We start from the raw sequence: 17,828 nt of genomic DNA on the forward strand, positions 1-17,828 counted from the left end.
TGGCCTATCAGGCCATGGCACGTTGCAACAAATGTGGGAGCGGGCTTGCCCCGCGAAGCGCCGCGCGGGCGGCGCTCGATCTCAAGGGCGCTGAAAGTCTCAAGGCAAGCGCTTAGCGAAGCGCCGCGCGGGCGGCGTTCGATCTCACAGACGCTGAAAATGTCTGGCGTACATCTCCCAGCTCTGCACGCCAATTCCCTGACCTTCGGCAGATGAGGCCCCTGCGCGCGTATAGCGCGGCGGCCCTTTCCAAAGGGGCGTTTACTGTGTGGGAGTGGTCAAGTCCGGTGGTTGGATGATGCCGCCGATCATTCTGAGTTCCATCGCTGCCATGGTGCATGTATCACTGTGTATCAAGGCGCGTGCTTCGACCACTCGCTTACAAATCCCTGCCGGTGCAGATACGCCATGGATACATGCCGACGGCTAAATGGGCCAACCCGAACGAACAGCCCAAACCGCTGCTTGTTCTGGCTCTTGCGCCCTTGTGGCATTACCTGATGGAGAAACCCCATGACCCGTATCCAGCGCCCCAACAAAACCCGCCTTGGCCTGCTGAGCATTGCCCTGGTCGGCGGTATGAACCTGGCCGCATCGGCCTTTGCTGTCGAAGCGTTGCCCCAGGGCTACCAGCTCGCCGCCGCTGAAAAGGCCGGCGAGGGCAAATGTGGCGAGGGCAAGTGCGGCGCCAGCGGCGCCAAGGGCAAAGCCACCCAGGCGGAGGGTAAATGCGGCGAAGGCAAGTGCGGTGATGCCTCGTTCGCCCGCACCGATGCCGACCACGACGGCCAGGTATCGCGCGCCGAGCTGCTGGCGGTGGCGCCGGGGGCCAACGCGGAGTTCGACGCTATCGATGCCAACCACGACGGCTACCTGTCCGAGGCTGAGGTTTATCAATTTCGCAAGCACCAGTTCGACGCAAACGGCAAGCCGTTCCCTTCCGATCTGTACAGCAAGTTGAGCCAGGCCAGGAACTGACCGTCACCCGGCACCCTCCCAGCGGGAGGGTGCTTTGCCTCCAGGAGTACGCCATGAGTCGTTCCCCGTCCCTGCAAGGTGCCGGCCTTGGCCTGCGTCGCGCGCTGTTGCCTGAATTGCTGACCATGAGCACGGGTGCCGTGGACTTCCTCGAATGTGCCCCCGATAACTGGATCGGCGTTGGCGGCACTTTTGGCGAGGGCCTGGCACGCCTGGCCGAGCGCTATCCGCTGGCCTGCCACGGCCTTTCGCTGTCACTCGGCGGCCCCGCGCCGCTGGACCATGGCTTTGTGCGGCAGATTCGCGGTTTCCTCGACCGTTACAACGTGCCGCTGTTCAGCGAACACCTGAGCTACTGCGCCGATGACGGTCACCTCTACGATCTGATCCCCATGCCCTTCACCGACGAAGCGGTGCGCCACACGGCCGCGCGTATTCGTGAAGTGCAGGATGCCCTTGGCCGGCGCATCGCGGTGGAAAACATCTCCTACTATGCAGCGCCCTACCAGGCAATGAGCGAAATCGACTTCCTCCGCGCGGTCCTCGACGAGGCCGACTGCGACCTGCTGCTGGACATCAACAATGTGATCGTCAATGCCTGCAACCACCGTTATGACGCTGCCGACTTCGTCGCCGGGGTGCCGGCCGAGCGGGTGGTTTGCCTGCACGTGGCCGGGCATTACGACGAAGCGCCGGACCTGAAGATCGATACCCACGGCGCAAGCGTGAAGGCCGATGTCTGGCGCCTGCTGGCGAGCGCCTACCAGAATTTGGGGAGCGTACCGACCCTGCTGGAGCGTGACTTCAACCTGCCACCGCTGCCTGAGTTGCTCATCGAGGTAGATTACATTTGCGATCTGCAAACTGCCGCGCAAACGCCAGAGGTGCGCCATGGCTGAGACATTGCGCGAGCAGCAGCTGCGCATGGCCCGCTTCATCCGCGACCCGCAGGCCAACGCGCCGCCGCCAGGCATTGAGGAACGGCGCCTGGCGGTTTATCGGCAGCTGTTCTTTGGCAACATGAAGTCGTTGCTGTCAGGCAGCTTTCCGGTGCTGCATGCGACCCTCACCTCCGACCAGTGGCAGGCGCTGACCGAAGGTTTCTACGCAAGCCACCGCTGCCAGACACCGTTGTTCACCGAGGTGGCTGGCGAGCTGGTCGACCACCTGCAAACCAGGGAGGATCTGCCGGGCTGGGTGGCTGAGCTGGCTCATTACGAGTGGATCGAGACGGTGTTGTTGCTCGGCGAAAATACCGAACCTGCGCATGACCCCGGCGGTGACCTGCTCGAGGGGGTACCGTTGCTGTCCAGCCTGGCGGTGCCGCTGGCCTACGTTTGGCCGGTCAGCCAAATTGGGCCGGGCAACATTCCTCTACAGGCACCCATCGAACCCACACGGTTGCTGGCCCGTCGAGGCGCCGACCACGAGGTGCACTTCTCCCGCTTGGCGCCGCTGGCCCACGCGTTACTGGTGTCGTTGCAACAGCAGCCGCTCAGTGGCCGCGAGCACTTTGCAGCATTGGCAGAACATAGTGGCGTAGCGCCAGACTTCGTTGAAGCTCACGGCTTGGCGCTGTTGGTCGGCCTTAAATCCGAAGGCGTGGTGCTGGGCACGGCGTTGTAGGGGCGGGCTTGCCCGCGGAGCAGGCACCGCGGTGGTTGGCCAGGGCGTTGCCCTGGATCGCGGGCAAGCCCGCTCCTACAGGATTGATTGAGGCCGGGGGCTCGGTCAGGGAGCGGCGGTGCTGCCCTGATGCTCAGCATGACGGCACTGGGTTGTGGTTGGGCAGGGCGTAGCTTCGCTCAGCGGCGGTAGTAGTGGTGGTCGGCCTCGTAGCGGTGGTGCGCGGCCCGGTCATGGTGGCGCTGCCATTCGCGGCGGCGTTCGGCCTCGCGCCGCGCCTGCTCGCGGCGCCATTGCTCACGGCGCCAGTTTTCGCGGCGCCAGTCGTCGCGACGGTCATGCCGGTAGCCGTCGTGGCGATAACGGTCATCATGCGCCAATAGCGTGGCGGGCTGCTGTGCAGCCACGCTCGCCAGGCTCGGCCAGGGGTTGTCGGCATCCTCGGCATGGGCTTGCACAGGCATGGCGTCGGAGGTGTGAACAGGCGTTGGCGCCTTCATCGGTGTAGCGGATGCCGAGCCCATTGCCGCGAACGCGAACAGGCCGAGGAGCACTATCCGGGGGACATGGATTTTCATGAGCGAAGACAACCTCTGCTGGATATTGGGGCGTTGGGCCATGCGTTCGCGGGCCAGCCTGAAGGCTGCCTGGCGCACTGCATGTGCCTGATCACATAGACCAGCAAAGCGGAAAAAGTTCGGGAAAACCGTTACTTAAATGGCAAGGCTGCCATGGCGGCGGCTGGCGCAATGCCCTCAATGCACGCCGGGAACGGTATACTTGGCGCCTTTGCCAGCGCCCGGGAGAAGTTCATGCGGCAGGTCTTGTTAATCGTCGATGTCCAGTCCACCTTCAGCCCGCCGGAGTGGCTGGTCGATGGCGTGCGTGCGTTGTCCGCGACGATCCCGACCATCGCCTCGGTCGAATTGCATGACGAGCAGGTGACGCCTTTCGAGCGGCAGCTGGGCTGGCACCCTGCCGCTGAGGACGAGAGCCTGGTCGAAGCCGACAAGGTATTCATCAAACACGGTTATGGGCAGACTGCCGAGACCCTTGAGTACATCCGCCAGCTGGGCGTCGAGCGCGTGCTGGTCTGCGGGCTGCAGACCGAAACCTGCGTGCTGGCCGCAGGCTTCGCGCTGTTCGATGCGGGGCTGACGCCCACGTTGATCACTGACCTGACGGTGGGCTCTTCCCTCGATCGCTCAGGCAAGATGGGCATCGAGTTGTGGAAACACCACTTCGGCAATGTCACTACCCGCGCCGAGGTGCTGGCCGAACTCGCCAGCTGACTACCGCTGCGCGCCGGTCACTGACTCAGTGGCCGGCATGGGCAGATTGCCTTGTGCGGTTTTTAGCGGCCAAGCATCACGGTTTTCAGCTGTGTCTGTGCCTGTTGCACCGTCTTGGCCTGGGTGTTCAGGTCCGCCAGCATGGCATTCAGCTCGGCTTGAACTTTCGGGTCTGAAACCTTCACGATCGCGCCGTTGATTTCGATTTTTGCCTTGTTCGCGTCCACGTAGTCGGCGATTTTCAGGCTGCTGTCGAGGGTGCCGCTGATCTGCGGCAGTACGGCCAGGAAGGTATCGGCCGGAACGCTGACGGTACGCTCGAAGGCTTTGTCGTACACCACCTTGAGGTCTTCTGGCTGTTTGAGCTGGGCGTGGGCGCTGTCTGCCTTGGCTTTTTGCGCCTGCAGTTGGGTACCCATGTCGTTGAGGCCGGTTTGCACCGCCTTGATGTCGTCACGGCGCGCGGTGACATCATTCAACGAGCGCACTGCGCCTTTTTGCAACAGGTTGCCCAGCGGTTTGACGGCGGCATCCATGGCGCCGTTGAAGTCAGTGATGACCGCGTAGTGCTCGGTGTAGGGGCCAAACGCCTGGGTTTCGTCCGGGGTCAGCTTAGGCACGTGAACGCCTGGCTTATCGACGATACGGGTTTGCAGGAACTCGCTGAACGCAGTGCGTTGTTTGGGTTCGTTGTCACCGCAGGCGGCGAGGGCGAGGGGCAGGGCGAGGGCAAGCAGCCAGCGGGGGCGGAACGTGACATTCATGTCGGTGAATCTCCTGAAGGGTAAGGGACGCGCCACCCGGGCATCGCGCACGGCGTGGCGGGAGAAGAATAGTGGTTTCTGCGTTGGGATCCAACACTAGGCCATAGGCAGCTCGAAACCCTCGATGCCGCGCCCAAGCTTCTGGGCTTGTGCGTACAGCACCCGCATCAGGTGCAGCGCCGCCTGCGACGGTGGCTCGAAGCGCGAGTAGACGAAGCTGATATCGAAATGAATCTCCTCGGCCAGCGGCACCACGGCGAGGCCGCTGTCCTGTGCGACGAATTCGTCGATCAGGGTAATGCCCATGCCTTGCTTGACCAGCGCCACGGCTTCGTTGGCATTGGTAAACGACAGCAACGAATCCAGTTGCAACCCACGCTGGGCGATTTCATCCGCCAGCAGCTTGCCGAACGGCATGTCCGGGCGGAACAGCAACAGCGCGTGGCCCTGAAGTTGTTGCAAGGCCAGTGAGGGTTGCTGGGCCAGCTCATGGGAGGCGGGCATCACCGCCACCATGCGCCCCCGCATGAAGGCCTGCGAGTGCAGGTGATCGTGGACCACCGGCAGGGCGGCGATCGACAGGTCGACCTTTTTCGACAGGATCTGGTTGGGCATCTCGCCCATCAATGAGGTCTGCCATTCGATGTGCAGCGCTGGCGCCTCACGTTTGAGCTGCGCCAGGGCAATCGGGATGATCACCGTCGACAACGACGCGCTGCAGGAAATGCGCAGCTTGCGGTGGGTACCGGAGGCCAGCGACAGCGCGGTCTCATTGACCTGCAGTGCCGCCTGGTACACCCGCTCGACCTCACGGAACAGGATCTGCGCCTCGGCGGTGGGCACCAGGCGGTTGTTGATGCGCTCGAACAGGCGGTAAGCCAGGCGCCCCTCGATGTAGCCAATCAACTTGCTCACCGCCGGTTGCGAGACATACAGCATTTTTGCCGCGGCACTGATCGAGCCGGTCAGCATGACGGCACGGAACACTTCCATATGGCGCAATTTGAACACCATGTTGCTGGCGTCGGCGCCTGCTTGGCCGGGGAGCATGAGTATTACCTTCGGTTATGGTCTTGGCCATCTGTGTATGAGCGCCGTGGCGGCGCCCGCAGTATCTTGAGCCTAGGCAAATCGCCCTGGTGGCGAACAATAACAAGATCTGCAGGCAAGCGCAGTGACGCTTGGAGGAGCCGCCTTTGAACATCTTTGACGAACCGAAGATCGATTGCCATAACCATTTGTTTGACCCTGCACGCTTTGCATATCACCCCGATGCCCCCTATGCCCCCTCGGGGCAGGAGGTTGCGCCGCTGGAGCAGTTCAACCAGGTGATGGACGCCTATGGCGTGCGCCATGCCTTGCTGGTGGGCCCCAATAGCGGCTACCACACCGACAACCGTTGCCTGTTGCACGCCCTGGCCAGCGGCCAGGGGCGCTTCCGCGGCGTGGCGGTGGTCGACCGCCAGATCAGCCTTGAACAACTGGCCGCGCTGCAGGAGCAGGGCGTGGTCGGCGTCGCATTCAACCCAGCGTTGTATGGCGTGGCCAGCCTGCGAGACGTCGAGCCGCTGTTCGGCAAGCTGGCCGAGCTTGGCCTGTTTGCCCAGGTGCAGGTCTGCGAAGACCAGTTGCTCGAACTGCTCGGCCTGATCGAGCGCAGCGCGGTGCGGGTACTGATCGACCACTGCGGGCGCCCGGACGCGGCCGCCGGTATTCATCAGGCCGGTTTCCAGGCCTTGCTCAGGCTGGCCCGGCATGGGCGGGTCTGCGTGAAGCTATCAGGCATGCAGAAGTTCGCTGCTGCCGACGCCCTGCACGAGCAGAGCCGCGCCTACGTGCATGAGCTGATCAACGCCTTCGGCCCGCAGGCCTGCGTGTGGGGCTCCGACTGGCCGTTCATTCGCCAGCGCACGCGGGTGGACTACGGCCCCTTGCTGAAGCTGGCCGAACGTTTGATGCCGGACCCGCACCTGCGCCGCACCATCATGTGGGACACCCCCAGGCGCCTGTTCGGCTTCGCCTGACCCCTGCGCATTTGCCATTCCAATAACAAGAGAGCAACCGTCATGAACGCTGATCAGCCTATCGGCGCCGGGGTGTTCGACACGCCCGCACGCCTGCAACAACGCACCCGCACCCGCTTCATGATCCTGGCGCTGATTTCTGGCGGCACCATGATCAACTACCTTGACCGCAGCGTGATGGGCATTGCTGCCCCGAGCATCAGCGCCGACCTGGGCCTGAACGCGGCGATGATGGGCCTGATTTTTTCGGCGTTTTCGTGGACGTATGCGGCTGCGCAAATTCCCGGCGGCATCCTGATCGACAGGCTCGGCACCAAACTAACCTACTGGCTGGCCCTGACCCTGTGGTCGCTGTTCACCGGCCTGCAGGGTTTGGCCCAGGGCTTTCTGTCCTTGCTGGGCATGCGCTTTCTGGTGGGTGTGACCGAAGCGCCGTGCTTCCCTACCAACAGCCGCGTGGTGGCGACCTGGTTCCCGCAAAGCGAGCGCGCCAGGGCGACCGGCATCTACACCTTTGCCGAGTACACGGGCCTGGCGTTCCTCACGCCGCTGCTGTTCTGGGTGTTGCACGCCTATGGCTGGCGTTTTCTGTTGATGGCGGTCGGCGTGATGGGGGTGCTGTACGGCCTGGTGTGGTGGCGCAAGTACCACGAGCCGCACCAGTCCAAGACAGCCAACCAAGCCGAACTGGACTACATCGCCGCCGGCGGTGGCGTGGTCGATGGCGGGCAGAAGGCCACGGTGTTCCGCTGGTCGCAGATCCCGGCGCTGCTCAAGCACCGCAACATGCTCGGCATCTGCCTGGGGCAGTTCGCCTGCAACTCGACCAACGTGTTTTTCCTCACCTGGTTCCCGACTTACCTGGTGACCGAGCGGCACATGCCCTGGCTGAAGGTCGGCTGGGTTGCCGTATTGCCCTTTATCGCCGCCTCGCTGGGTACGCTGGTGGGCGGCTGGCTGTCCGATGCGCTGTTGCGCCGCGGCTACTCGCTGAACGTGGCGCGCAAGCTACCGGTGATTGCCGGCCTGCTGACCGCTTCGGTGATCGTCCTTGCCAACTATGTCGAGTCCGACGTGCTGGTGATCGCCATCCTCTGCGTGGCGTATTTCGCCCAGGGCATGTCGGCGCTGGCCTGGATGATCGTGTCCGACATCGCGCCCAAGGGCCTGCTGGGCTTGAGTGGCGGCTTGTTCAACCTGTTCGCCAACGCCGCCGGCATCGTCACCCCGCTGACCATCGGCCTGATCGTCAGCGCCACTGGCTCGTTTGTCTGGGCGCTGGTCTTTGTGTCTTCGATCACGGCGCTCGGTGCGCTGTGCTACCTGTTCATGGTGCGCGACCTGCGTCGCCTGCCGGATATTCCCTGTGTCGAAAAAGGAGCTGAACAATGAGCCAATCCCTGCAAGGGCAAACTGCAATCGTCACCGGTGGCATGCGCGGCATCGGCCTGGCCATCGCCCAACGCTTGCATGCCGCAGGCGCCCAGGTGGTGATCTGGGACCTTGCGGTCGACGGTTGGGACAGCGCAGGGAGTGGCTTCGAGCCGGTGCTGCGCCAGGCTGTGGATGTTGCCTCGCTGGCCTCGGTCGAGGCAGCGTTCGCTGACGTGCTGGAGCGTGTGGGGCCGGTTGAGATCCTGGTCAACAATGCTGGCATCAATGGCCCGGTAGTGCCGTCCTGGGAGTACCCGCCAGAAGCCTGGGACAAGGTCATGGCCATCGACCTGAATGGCGTCTTCTACTGCTGCCGCACAGCCATCCCGCACATGCGCGAGCGTGGCTATGGGCGTATCGTCAATATCGCCTCGATGGCAGGCAAGGACGGTGTGCAGTTCATCTCGGGGTACTCCGCTGCCAAGGCGGGTGTGATTGCCTTCACCAAGGCCGCGGCCAAAGAGCTGGCGCAGGATGGCGTGCTGCTCAACTGCATCGCGCCAGCCATGGTCGAAACCCCACTGATGGCCGAAATGACCGCCGAGCACATTGCTGCGAGCAAGGCCAAGATCCCCATGGGGCGCTTCCTCAAGGCGCAAGAGATTGCCAACATGGTGGCCTGGATCGCCGGGCCGGAATGCAGCTTCACCACCGGCTTTGTGTTCGACCTCAGTGGCGGGAGGGCGACCTATTGAGGCCGCTGGGGGTTGCCCACCTGACAGCGCTGGACCTTGCCCCGCAGGCCCTGGTGCGTGAGGCCGGCCGCGCCGGCTTCAGCTCGGTGGGCCTGCGCCTGCACCCGGTGATGCCGGGGGCGCAGGCGTACCCGCTGGCCGTGGGCAGTGAAGCGCTCCGTGAGCTGAAGACGGTGATGGCAGGTGAGGGCGTCAGCGTTGCCGACATCGAATTCGTCTCGCTGACGCCGCAGGTGCGCATTGCCGAATGCGAAGCGTTGCTGGCGGCCGGTGCCGAGTTGGGGGCGGTGAGCCTTACCGTTTCCGGCGATGACGAAGACAGCGTGCGGCTTGTGCACAACTTCGCGGCGCTGTGTGAACTGGCCAAGGTGCATGGCCTGCGCGTGGACCTCGAGTTCATGCGCTGGCGGCCGGTGGCGACGTTGCAGCAAGCGCTGGCCGTGTTGACGGCCGCCGGGCAGGGCAACAGCGCGGTGCTGGTGGATGCGCTGCACCTGTTCCGTTCGGGTGGGGACGTGGCAGCGATTGCCCAGGTGAACCCGCATTACCTGCGGGCCGTTCAACTGTGCGATGCACCGCTGCAGGCACCGGTTGAAGCACTGATCATCCAGGAGGCCCGTGAGGGGCGGTTGTTGCCGGGGCAGGGGCAACTGCCGTTGGTGGCGTTGCTGGAGGCGTTGCCGGTGGGTGTGGCGGTGAGTGTGGAGACGCCTTCATTGCTGCTCCATGGGGAGCGGCGATTGCAAGCGGCAAGTGAAGCAACTCACGCCTGTCTCGCGTGCCTGTGACCCTCGGACCGCCGCTTGATTCCTCGCGTGCAGCCGCAGTCATACGCTGCTGGCATCTTTTTTAGCGCTTCGGGCGCGAGGGCTGCGGGGCTTTTTATCCGGGCGCTTTCCTGGCTTGAGTTGCCAGCGGTCGGCATTGGCGAGCAGGCGTTCTTGCACATCTGGTGGATAGTCGGCCAAGGTCGTCAAGGGCGGGACAGGCTTGCCGGGCAGGCCGGCTTCGCGGATGACTTTTGGCCAACGAGGCCGCCAGCACAGCATTAGGCTTACCCAGTGCGCGGTGCCGAGGATGACGAACGCAGGCCAAACCATCAGCAGGATGACTTTGAACAGCCAACTGCTGTTGCGCAAGAAACGACTCATGCCTTCGAACTGAGCGCTGAATGCCTGGATGGGAGAGGGGAGTTGAGTACTCAGGCGTGGACGAGGAACGGCGTCGGGGCCTTCCTCCATATAGCGGCGGATGAATTCCCATTGATCACGCAATTCGCTGCCGCCATTACCTTGGTTACCGATCATTGCCATTTCGCAATGCGGCAGGCCAGTCAGCGCGGGGTGCCAGTGAAGAATCTGGCGCATGCCCAAGCTTGCATGGTCGTCTCTGTGGTTTACGGCGCTGCTGCCGGTGGTTCGCCAGGGAAGGGTGACGATGCCTCCGCAAGATTTTGGTCGATGGAGATAGACTTGTTGATTTTTTCGATTAAAGCGGATGAGCAAGTGGCGACTTGTGAATGCCTCCAGTCGAGTGATCTGGAATCCATATCTAATGTATAGGTAGTTTATGGTTGAGCTTAGTGCAATCATAAATAGGGTGAGAAGAATGGTCGCTACCGAGCTTAAATGTGGTTCGGTGAGATCTAAGTACGCAAATCCGATTGCCATGAGGTTTATGGTGTATATCATTGGGCATATTCCGCCCAAGGTCATGATTGTGATGAGTCCGCGTTTTTCCTCAGAGCCTCCGCAGCGAATCTCCATGTAGGTGTTATTGAATTTAAAAAGGGGAGTAGGTGGGTTGGGTTTTGTACTGACACCTCGAAAGTGGACATCTTCCAGATCACTTTCATACCAATCGTTCCCCGTGAGCCTGCCTTGAGGTAACTTCATCTCCTCTGATTCTTCGCGTGAGTTGGCGGACGTTGTCTGCATTTTCCACCAGTTCCATTCGATGAGGTACATCACACGCCCTCTCTCAAAGCTAGAAATGCTCTTTGGATTTCGATCAGAGAGCTCCTGCGTGGCCCTGATCTGTGAGGTGAAAGCGAAATGCGAAAGTTGCTCCACCCACTCGTGCCGTCAAAGATAGGACGTTGCTTTATTCCCCGCGGAGTGCTGCAGTTCATCAGCTCCTAGCCTCATTTTTAGCGCTTCGGGCGTGAGGGCTGCGGGGCTCTTTCTCCGGGCGCTTTCCTGGCTTGAGTTGCCAGCGGTCGGCATTGGCGAGCAGGCGTTCTTGCACATCTGGTGGATAGTCGGCCAAGGTCGTCAAGGGCGGGACAGGCTTGCCGGGCAGGCCGGCTTCGCGGATGACTTTGGGCCAACGAGGCCGCCAACACAGCATTAGGCTGACCCAGTGCGCGGTGCCGAGGATGACGAACGCAGGCCAAACCATCAGCAGGATGACTTTGAACAGCCAACTGCTGTTGCGCAAGAAACGACTCATGCCTTCGAACTGAGCGCTGAATGCCTGGATCGGAGAAGGGAGTTGAGTGCTCAGGCGAGGGCGAGGAATGGCGTCGGGGCCTTCCTCCATGTAGCGGCGGATGAATTCCCATTCATCACGCAGTTCGCTACCCCCTTGGCCCTGTTTGCCAAGCAGCGCCGATTCCATATGCGGCAGGCCCGTTCGGCTCGGATGCCAAACCAACCCTAACCTCATGCCATGGCTCAGTGAGTCATCTTCGGGATAGGTTGCGGTGCTTCCCGTTGATTTCCACGGTAATGTGACAATGCCTCCGCAGTATTGGGGGCGATGGAGATGAACTTGCTGGGTTTTTCGATTAAAGCGGATAAGTAGGTGGCGGCTGGTGAATATTTCCAGCCGAGTGAGTTGGAAGCCGTATCGAAAGTAAAGATAAATTAATGTAATGTCAAGTAATGTCATGACTATTGTTGTCAAGGCAGAGGTGAACGATATCGCGGAGGGATCTTTGATGTCTAGGTATAGGAAGGCGATCGCTCCAAATGTGATTGTGAGCAACATAGGCAATATGCCGCCTAGCGTTGCAATTGTGATTAACCCTCGTTTCTCCTCGGAGGCGCCGCAACGCATTTCTAGAAATGTATCATTTATAGCGAATACTGGGCCACGTGTGCGCGGGCTTTTACTCACCCGTTTGAAATGCATCTCTTCATCCAGCTCGGTCTCATAAACATCGCTGATGTGTTTGTCTGAATTGGTTTCTGCTTCTGTTGCACTGCGTTCGACCTCTGATTCAGTGCAAAGCTTCCATAGTCCCCATTCGATCAAATACATTATTTCACCTGCGCAATGGCGGAGTAAAGGCTTGTGAATTCCTCAGCTACGCTGTAGGGCTTACTTCTTTTGTCTATTCTATACGTGCTTCGTTTGCACCATTTTTCTAAAGCATCATCCTCAAGTATCAATACTACTGCCGTAATGACAAGTCCGACCCAGAAGCCCCCAACTATCAGTCGCGTAAGAATTGTTTGCGCTGCCTTTGTTCCAAGTTTTTTTGCGAGAGCACTCATGCGACCCGCTAAAATCCTTGAGTACCTACTTTGGCTACTTTGCGCCAAGTAATCAAAAAATGGTTTTGCGATCGCGATCGCAGTCCCTAGCTCCGCTATCGACAATGTCAAGACCGCAACGCCCCGAATACCGTAGGCTGTTCCTAGGATCCTACTTCTGCCTCTAGATGATTGTCCCAAACTCTCTTCAACTAGTGCTGCCGCATCAGTGAAATCCCACCATGCCAAAACTAATCCCCCGACGCCCGCCAGTCCGGCACCCCACAGTTTTAACCGCCCCAAAGCGATCACCGCCCCTCTCCCGGTCACGCTATTCGCCCCATACCGCGTGATGACCTGATCCACATAACTGGCCCCAATTTCAAACCCCGCTGCCGCCGTGGTCATGGCCATGGCCAGCAGCTCGGTTTTCACTCGGGCGTCACTGTCAGGCAGTTGCTGGGCCTTGAGCGCCATCAGCATTCCTTCCAGCAAACAGATCAATGCTGAAGCCCTGACCTTGTAAAAGTCGTTGTTGTTGGCCTGCATCAGCCCTTCGGCCCAAGCCTGATCCAGATAACGTGTGACTTGTCCGGCACTGCGCTGGGGGTTCAGTTCCTCGCCAGTCCGTGCAGCTTCACTCAGTCGTACATCCAATGCCGAATGGTGAACCGAAGCAAACAGCGTCAGGCGCAATCCATGATGCAGTGCGCGGTCCACGCTGTTGGGGGCCGCTGTGCGCAGCACTTGTCGTCCCAGCACTACATACCAACCGTACAACCCGATACTGGCGGTGCTGCTTTGGGTCTGCAGCTGTTCATACAGGGTATTCATGCGTCCAAACGCGTTGGCTGCTGCGTGTGCTTGCTTGGCGATCGACTCCGGCAATGCCAGTGAAGCCTGCGAGGGCGGTAGCGCTTTCGCCGCTTCACGCAACGCCGTCAATTCATCGCGAATATCATCCTGGTTATAGGTAATGCCGCGTATCACCAGGTTTGACCGGTCCTGCAGATCGCTGCGCCACCAGTGATCGAGCAGGGCGTTGCCCAGTGCGCTCAATTCCAGGCCGATCACGCACTGACCGGTTTGCTCGGCGAAAGCCAAGCCATTGATCAGGTCGGCGTTGTCATAGCGGTCCAGCGCCTGCAGCAGATGTTCGCTGGTGAGCCAGACCAGATGATCACGGGCACGTTGTTCGGCCGCCTGCTGGGCTTGCTGCAGGGTCTCTTCGAAGCGTTGTAACTGATCATGCATGGCTTGCCGGTCGACCAGTTGCCCGTACTTCTCGTCGAACTTGGCCTTGAACTCACCCGCGTCCTGCCTTGCCTGCACCTTGGCTCGGGTTTCACGCTCGAACTGCTGCAGGTGGGGTTTGATACGCGCATCGTGTTCGTCCGCTTCCTTCCGGGCCCGCTCGGAAAACGCATAGAACTCGACATGGGTGGCTGGTTGGTTACGAATGGTCTCGGCCATCACCTGGCGTTTGACGATTTCGTCCGCCACCATTTGTGGGTAGAGCTTTTCAATTTCCAGAAAGGATTGCGCGACCAGCAGTTTGCGTTCGTTGTCCACATCGGACTCGACCGTACGCTGTAGCCACTGGGTTTTCACATCATCTATGGCTGCGTTGCGCCATGCATTGAGCTCCTGAGTGATCCCAATGGCATCTTCGATCACGATGGCGGCGCCACGGGGTTTGCTCTGATTGGCGGCAGGCGCCAGCGCTTGCCGCGAAGCGTGGGGCGACACGATCTGGCCGCTGTTGAACGGTTGCAGGTCCAGCAACGCTTTGAGCTGCGCATCTTCCTGGGCCTTGAAGTCGGCCACCCAGCTCAGTTGATCGTGTCTCAGCACGTGGTCTTGCGGCGGTGCATCAGCGGGCTGAATGAACTGCTCGATGTGGATGGCTGGCAGGCTGCTGCGGTATTCGGTTTCAAGCAACCGGTAGTTGTCGAGCATGCACGGCGTCAGCGGTGATGGGGTGAAGAGTGGGCGCAGTTCCTGGATATCGTCCAGGTCATACAGGGTAATGGTCCAGCCGAAGCCACGCAGCATGTCCTCCAGGCTGGCCGCGCTGGGTGCAGCCGCCCAGGGCGCTTCGGCGTCAATGAACTGTAACGAACCGTTTGGCGCTACCCGGTATTGGCTATGCCATTCATACGCTTGTGCACTGTGGCGTTTGATCAGCAAGTACAGAAAGCCCTCACGCAGCGGGCGGATGGCGTAGCTTGAGTGCTCGAGTTCATCGAGGGCTTGAAAGGGATTCAGGTGCGCGGGCAGTTGTGGCAATCGAGCGCGTTGGGCCGGGTTGCCACCGACTGCGGCGTAACGCAGAGGCAGCAGTTCGAAGCGACGGGTACAGGCGGCGACAGGGCTGTTGTGCAGCGCAGGTTGGTAGGCGGCATTGATGCGTTTGCATAGGTCGAGAGTTTCGCTGAGTGAGTTCATGGAGGGGGCTCAAACCATGGAGCGCAGGTAGGTCTGCGCGTTGTCGGTCAGGTAGGATTGCTGGTCACGCGTGGCAGCAAGGGCGTCTTGCCAGGCCGCCGTCTTGCTGAGCTGATCGCCGTTGCGAGCCATCATTACTACATAAGTGGTGAGGTCCTCTCTGCGACTCAGGCCCTGTTCACGCGCCTGAGCCAGGTAGTGCTGGATCATTCCAAGGCGCGTACCGTGGCAGCCGACGGCCAACGTCGGGCAGGATTGGTCATGCTTGAGCATTTCGGCGAGTTGATAACTTAGTGGGTCGCCGGCCAGTGCGGTCCAGCAAGCCTCATCGAGCGTGATGGTGGTAGGGTGATCAGCCTGCTGGCGATCACCACCTGCAATCCGTAGCCATAATTTTTGATGCGGGTTCGCTACTGGCACCCACCAGCTATGGATGGGCGTTAGCCATTCGCTGACGCCGGGCAGATTACGGTGTGTATCGAGCGCTCGCAGCGCGGCGGTCGTGTGATAGCGCAGCAGGTATGACTGCCCGTCGGGGCCGTTGACAATGTTGCCGTGGCTGAGGTGTTGCGCAAGGTGTTCCTGCGGTAGCGCGCTGATAATCCAGCCAACTACAGCGCCCATTGCACCTTGCTCGAGCTGCCACTGAAAATCGTACTGGGCCGGCACGCCTGAGCCTGGCCGCGAGCAGATCAACCAGGGGCCGACTTCACGCAGATTGCTGAGCTGCGCTTGCTGCAGCAGCGGCCAGCTGCGCCCTGCGTAGAAGGTCGTAAGCTCCTTGCGGGTGTCTGGCGAGAGGTTAGCCATTTCGACTATGGCACTGAGCCGATACCGGTCAGATTGCCGCAGCACCTTGACCAATGCATCAACGAAGGGGCCGTGGCTCATCGTGCGCCCTCCATGCGAACCATGTTGTGGCCTTCGGCAATCGCCTTGAGCAGGCAACTTAGGCAAACAGGCTCTCCCGGTTCAGGAACTCCGTAGGTCGATGTCGTATGCTGGCCGCCCTTCGCATGCTGAGCGACGGGCCCTCTGAACGTAAGTGCTACGCCATCCAGGGTGATCCCGGAGCCGTCGAGCCGTATCAGTCCAGCCGGGCTCTTTATGGTCAGGCTTTCGCTGACCTGGATGTCATACGTCTTCGTGGTATGCCGAATCGCCTCTCCCGTTTGCAGGGCACTGTGGCCGGCCACGACCTGTTGCTGATGGCCGCCAATTTCCACCGAGTGGTTGGCTTTGGTGATGTCCTGGCGGTGATTGCCAACGGTTTCGATGCGGTCCTGGCCCGTGACGATGGTATGAGTTCGGCCGATGGTCAGGCTGTCGTCATTGCCAATCGTATGCAGGCGATCTATACCAATTTCGACCGACTCATCGCGAGCTACGGTCTCCCGTCGGTCCTGGCCAATGGCGATGGTTTCGTCGCGGACCACGCGTTCACTGCGGTCGTTACCAACCTGCGTGGTCTCATTGTGCTTGACCACATTGTTCTGGTCCCGCTCGGCATGAATGAACACCTCTTGTATGCCCAGCTCATCCTCGAAGCGCAGCTCATTGAAGCCTGTGCCCTTGTGGGTCTGGCTCTTGATGGTCATGCGCGTCTTGTGGGCGGGCAGGTCGTACGGCGGCAACTGGTTACCGCAGTAGGTGCGCCCGGTGATCATCGGTTGGTCCGGGTCGGCGTTGACGTACTGGATGATCACGTCCTGGCCGATGCGCGGGATGGCCATCGAGCCCCAGCTTCCACCGGCCCAACCCTGCGACACGCGCACCCAGCAGGAACTGAACTCGTTGTTCTCGCTTTCCCGGTCCCAGGGGAAGCTGACCTTGACCCGGCCCCACTCGTCGCAATAGATCTCTTCGCCGGGCGGACCGACCACGGTGGCCATGTGTGGGCCATCGATGCGCGGCTTGGGCAGTGGTGCTGGTCGCCATTCCACCTGGCCGGGTACCAGCACCGCCCTCTGCTGGTAATGGGTGCCCTGCTGGGCATCGGCGGCTTCTTCCTCCAGGCTGGTGTACTGGATGCCTTCGTGGACCACGCTTTTCACCCGCCAGTGCACGTTGAGATCGTCACGCTCGTGGTTGATGAGGTTGAAACTCAGGCCGGGTTGCAAACGTTCGTCATCGCCTTCGACCTCTGCAACGCGTGCGTCATGGCGCAAACCCGTGATGCGGGTTTCGGTGAAGGGCTTGCCCACCGCGTCGCGCTTGTAGCGGCCGGGGTAATCGAAGCGTTCGTAAGCCTTGGACTGGTGCTCGAGGTGAGCACCGGTGGCGGCATGCTGCTGGCGGTATTCGGGGTTGGTGAAGGTGTGGTCGCGTTGGACCTGGCGCGCTGTGCGGACGTGTTCGCTGTAGTGGAAACGACGCAGGCACGGCTTGGCCTGATAGCCGCCGCTGTTTGGTGTGTACAGCACGGTGTAGGCATTCGCAGGGGCATCGTCGTCGACGAAGCCTTCGTCATCGTCATCGTCGGTGATCACCTTTATGGTACCCAAGGTCCGGACCTGACCGGTGATGATCAGGGTGTGGTGCTTTTCTGTGTGCTCGAACCGGTAGACCATGCCTTCTTCGCCCGCCAGGCGGGCCATGAAATCCAGGTCGGTTTCACCGGCCTGGACGCAGAACTCCCGAGCGGGGTAATCGAAGACCGCACCAAATTGGTACTGGGTGATGCCTTGGCGTTCGAGCATCAGCTCAAGAATCTGCCTGGCCGTTTTGTGCTGGAAGATGCGCCAGTTGGAGCGCAGGCGAGCCCGGGCCAGTTGCGGCTCGACGAGTGCTTTGTAACGCGTACGATGAAAGCCGGTATCGCCTTGAGTGAAGCTGCTGACCAGGCCGTGCACATACCGCACCGGACGCTCGCCACGCCAGATGGTGAACAGCACAGGTTTGTCGAGCAGGTGACCGAAGTTTGCAACGTGCTCGAAACTGACCAATTCCAGCGTCAGCGTGAATGGCTGGCTCAGTTCCTCTTTGAGCGTGAACGACACCACATCGAATTCGCCATCGCCCACAAGCGGCTGAAAGGTGTAACGCAGATCGGATTGGCTAGGCACGGTTCCTCCTGGAAGCAGTCATG

General features: G+C 60.8%; 16 protein-coding genes. 8 read left to right on the top strand and 8 right to left on the bottom strand.

Annotated features, from left to right (window positions below; all coding sequences use genetic code 11):
- The first annotated feature begins 513 nt into the window (after positions 1-513).
- Genes ACFY68_RS25220 through ACFY68_RS25230 form a run of 3 tightly spaced genes read left to right on the top strand, consistent with a single transcriptional unit; the run spans position 514 to position 2,604 of the window.
- On the top strand, positions 514-978 hold the full coding sequence (locus ACFY68_RS25220; RefSeq protein WP_346614369.1) for a hypothetical protein: 465 nt from the start codon (positions 514-516) through the stop codon (positions 976-978).
- A gap of 53 nt (positions 979-1,031) precedes the next feature.
- The gene (locus ACFY68_RS25225) at positions 1,032-1,877 is read left to right on the top strand and encodes a DUF692 domain-containing protein (RefSeq protein ID WP_387533125.1); all 846 of its coding nucleotides are present in this window, start codon (positions 1,032-1,034) and stop codon (positions 1,875-1,877) included.
- Positions 1,870-2,604, top strand: coding sequence for a DUF2063 domain-containing protein (locus ACFY68_RS25230; protein WP_387533128.1), 735 nt, complete (start codon positions 1,870-1,872; stop codon positions 2,602-2,604). The genes ACFY68_RS25225 and ACFY68_RS25230 overlap by 8 nt, the downstream gene beginning before the upstream one ends.
- 179 nt (positions 2,605-2,783) lie before the next feature.
- Here the strand turns inward: ACFY68_RS25230 and ACFY68_RS25235 are convergent, their stop codons facing one another.
- Positions 2,784-3,182, bottom strand: coding sequence for a hypothetical protein (locus ACFY68_RS25235; RefSeq protein ID WP_387533131.1), 399 nt, complete (start codon positions 3,180-3,182; stop codon positions 2,784-2,786).
- Between the two features lie 234 nt (positions 3,183-3,416).
- On the opposite strand from ACFY68_RS25235, the gene ACFY68_RS25240 reads away from it, so the two are divergent.
- Positions 3,417-3,896 carry an isochorismatase family protein gene (locus tag ACFY68_RS25240; protein WP_346614363.1) on the top strand — a complete coding sequence of 160 codons (480 nt, stop codon included), beginning with the start codon at positions 3,417-3,419 and terminating at the stop codon, positions 3,894-3,896.
- Between the two features lie 62 nt (positions 3,897-3,958).
- Here the strand turns inward: ACFY68_RS25240 and ACFY68_RS25245 are convergent, their stop codons facing one another.
- Both ACFY68_RS25245 and ACFY68_RS25250 read right to left on the bottom strand, forming a co-directional pair.
- The gene (locus tag ACFY68_RS25245) at positions 3,959-4,660 is read right to left on the bottom strand and encodes a DUF3053 domain-containing protein (RefSeq protein WP_387533134.1); all 702 of its coding nucleotides are present in this window, start codon (positions 4,658-4,660) and stop codon (positions 3,959-3,961) included.
- Positions 4,661-4,756: 96 nt separating this feature from the next.
- Positions 4,757-5,710: a LysR family transcriptional regulator gene (locus ACFY68_RS25250; protein WP_387533137.1), complete on the bottom strand. Its 954-nt coding sequence runs from the start codon at positions 5,708-5,710 to the stop codon at positions 4,757-4,759.
- A gap of 146 nt (positions 5,711-5,856) precedes the next feature.
- On the opposite strand from ACFY68_RS25250, the gene ACFY68_RS25255 reads away from it, so the two are divergent.
- The 4 genes from ACFY68_RS25255 to ACFY68_RS25270 are packed head-to-tail and all read left to right on the top strand — an operon-like array spanning position 5,857 to position 9,601.
- A complete protein-coding gene (locus ACFY68_RS25255) occupies positions 5,857-6,684 on the top strand; it encodes an amidohydrolase family protein (RefSeq protein ID WP_387533140.1) in 828 nt (275 codons plus the stop codon).
- Positions 6,685-6,726: 42 nt separating this feature from the next.
- On the top strand, positions 6,727-8,076 hold the full coding sequence (locus tag ACFY68_RS25260) for an MFS transporter (protein ID WP_387533143.1): 1,350 nt from the start codon (positions 6,727-6,729) through the stop codon (positions 8,074-8,076).
- A complete protein-coding gene (locus ACFY68_RS25265; RefSeq protein ID WP_387533146.1) occupies positions 8,073-8,813 on the top strand; it encodes an SDR family NAD(P)-dependent oxidoreductase in 741 nt (246 codons plus the stop codon). Before ACFY68_RS25260 ends, ACFY68_RS25265 begins: the two co-directional genes overlap by 4 nt.
- Positions 8,810-9,601, top strand: a complete 792-nt coding sequence (locus ACFY68_RS25270) for a sugar phosphate isomerase/epimerase family protein (protein WP_387533149.1) — start codon at positions 8,810-8,812, stop codon at positions 9,599-9,601. The genes ACFY68_RS25265 and ACFY68_RS25270 overlap by 4 nt, the downstream gene beginning before the upstream one ends.
- A 39-nt stretch (positions 9,602-9,640) precedes the next feature.
- Here the strand turns inward: ACFY68_RS25270 and ACFY68_RS25275 are convergent, their stop codons facing one another.
- The 5 genes from ACFY68_RS25275 to ACFY68_RS25295 all read right to left on the bottom strand — a co-directional run bounded on the left by ACFY68_RS25275 (position 9,641) and on the right by ACFY68_RS25295 (position 17,805).
- Positions 9,641-10,780 carry a DUF6708 domain-containing protein gene (locus tag ACFY68_RS25275; protein WP_387533152.1) on the bottom strand — a complete coding sequence of 380 codons (1,140 nt, stop codon included), beginning with the start codon at positions 10,778-10,780 and terminating at the stop codon, positions 9,641-9,643.
- Between the two features lie 163 nt (positions 10,781-10,943).
- A complete protein-coding gene (locus tag ACFY68_RS25280) occupies positions 10,944-12,077 on the bottom strand; it encodes a DUF6708 domain-containing protein (RefSeq protein ID WP_387533155.1) in 1,134 nt (377 codons plus the stop codon).
- Positions 12,077-14,740, bottom strand: a complete 2,664-nt coding sequence (locus tag ACFY68_RS25285) for a T6SS effector BTH_I2691 family protein (protein ID WP_387533158.1) — start codon at positions 14,738-14,740, stop codon at positions 12,077-12,079. The genes ACFY68_RS25280 and ACFY68_RS25285 overlap by 1 nt, the downstream gene beginning before the upstream one ends.
- Before the next feature lie 9 nt (positions 14,741-14,749).
- Positions 14,750-15,631, bottom strand: a complete 882-nt coding sequence (locus ACFY68_RS25290; RefSeq protein ID WP_387533161.1) for a DUF4123 domain-containing protein — start codon at positions 15,629-15,631, stop codon at positions 14,750-14,752.
- A complete protein-coding gene (locus tag ACFY68_RS25295; RefSeq protein ID WP_387533164.1) occupies positions 15,628-17,805 on the bottom strand; it encodes a type VI secretion system Vgr family protein in 2,178 nt (725 codons plus the stop codon). Before ACFY68_RS25295 ends, ACFY68_RS25290 begins: the two co-directional genes overlap by 4 nt.
- Positions 17,806-17,828: the final 23 nt, after the last annotated feature.

The sequence above is a fragment of the Pseudomonas sp. NPDC012596 genome, assembly GCF_042902325.1.
GTDB lineage: Bacteria > Pseudomonadota > Gammaproteobacteria > Pseudomonadales > Pseudomonadaceae > Aquipseudomonas.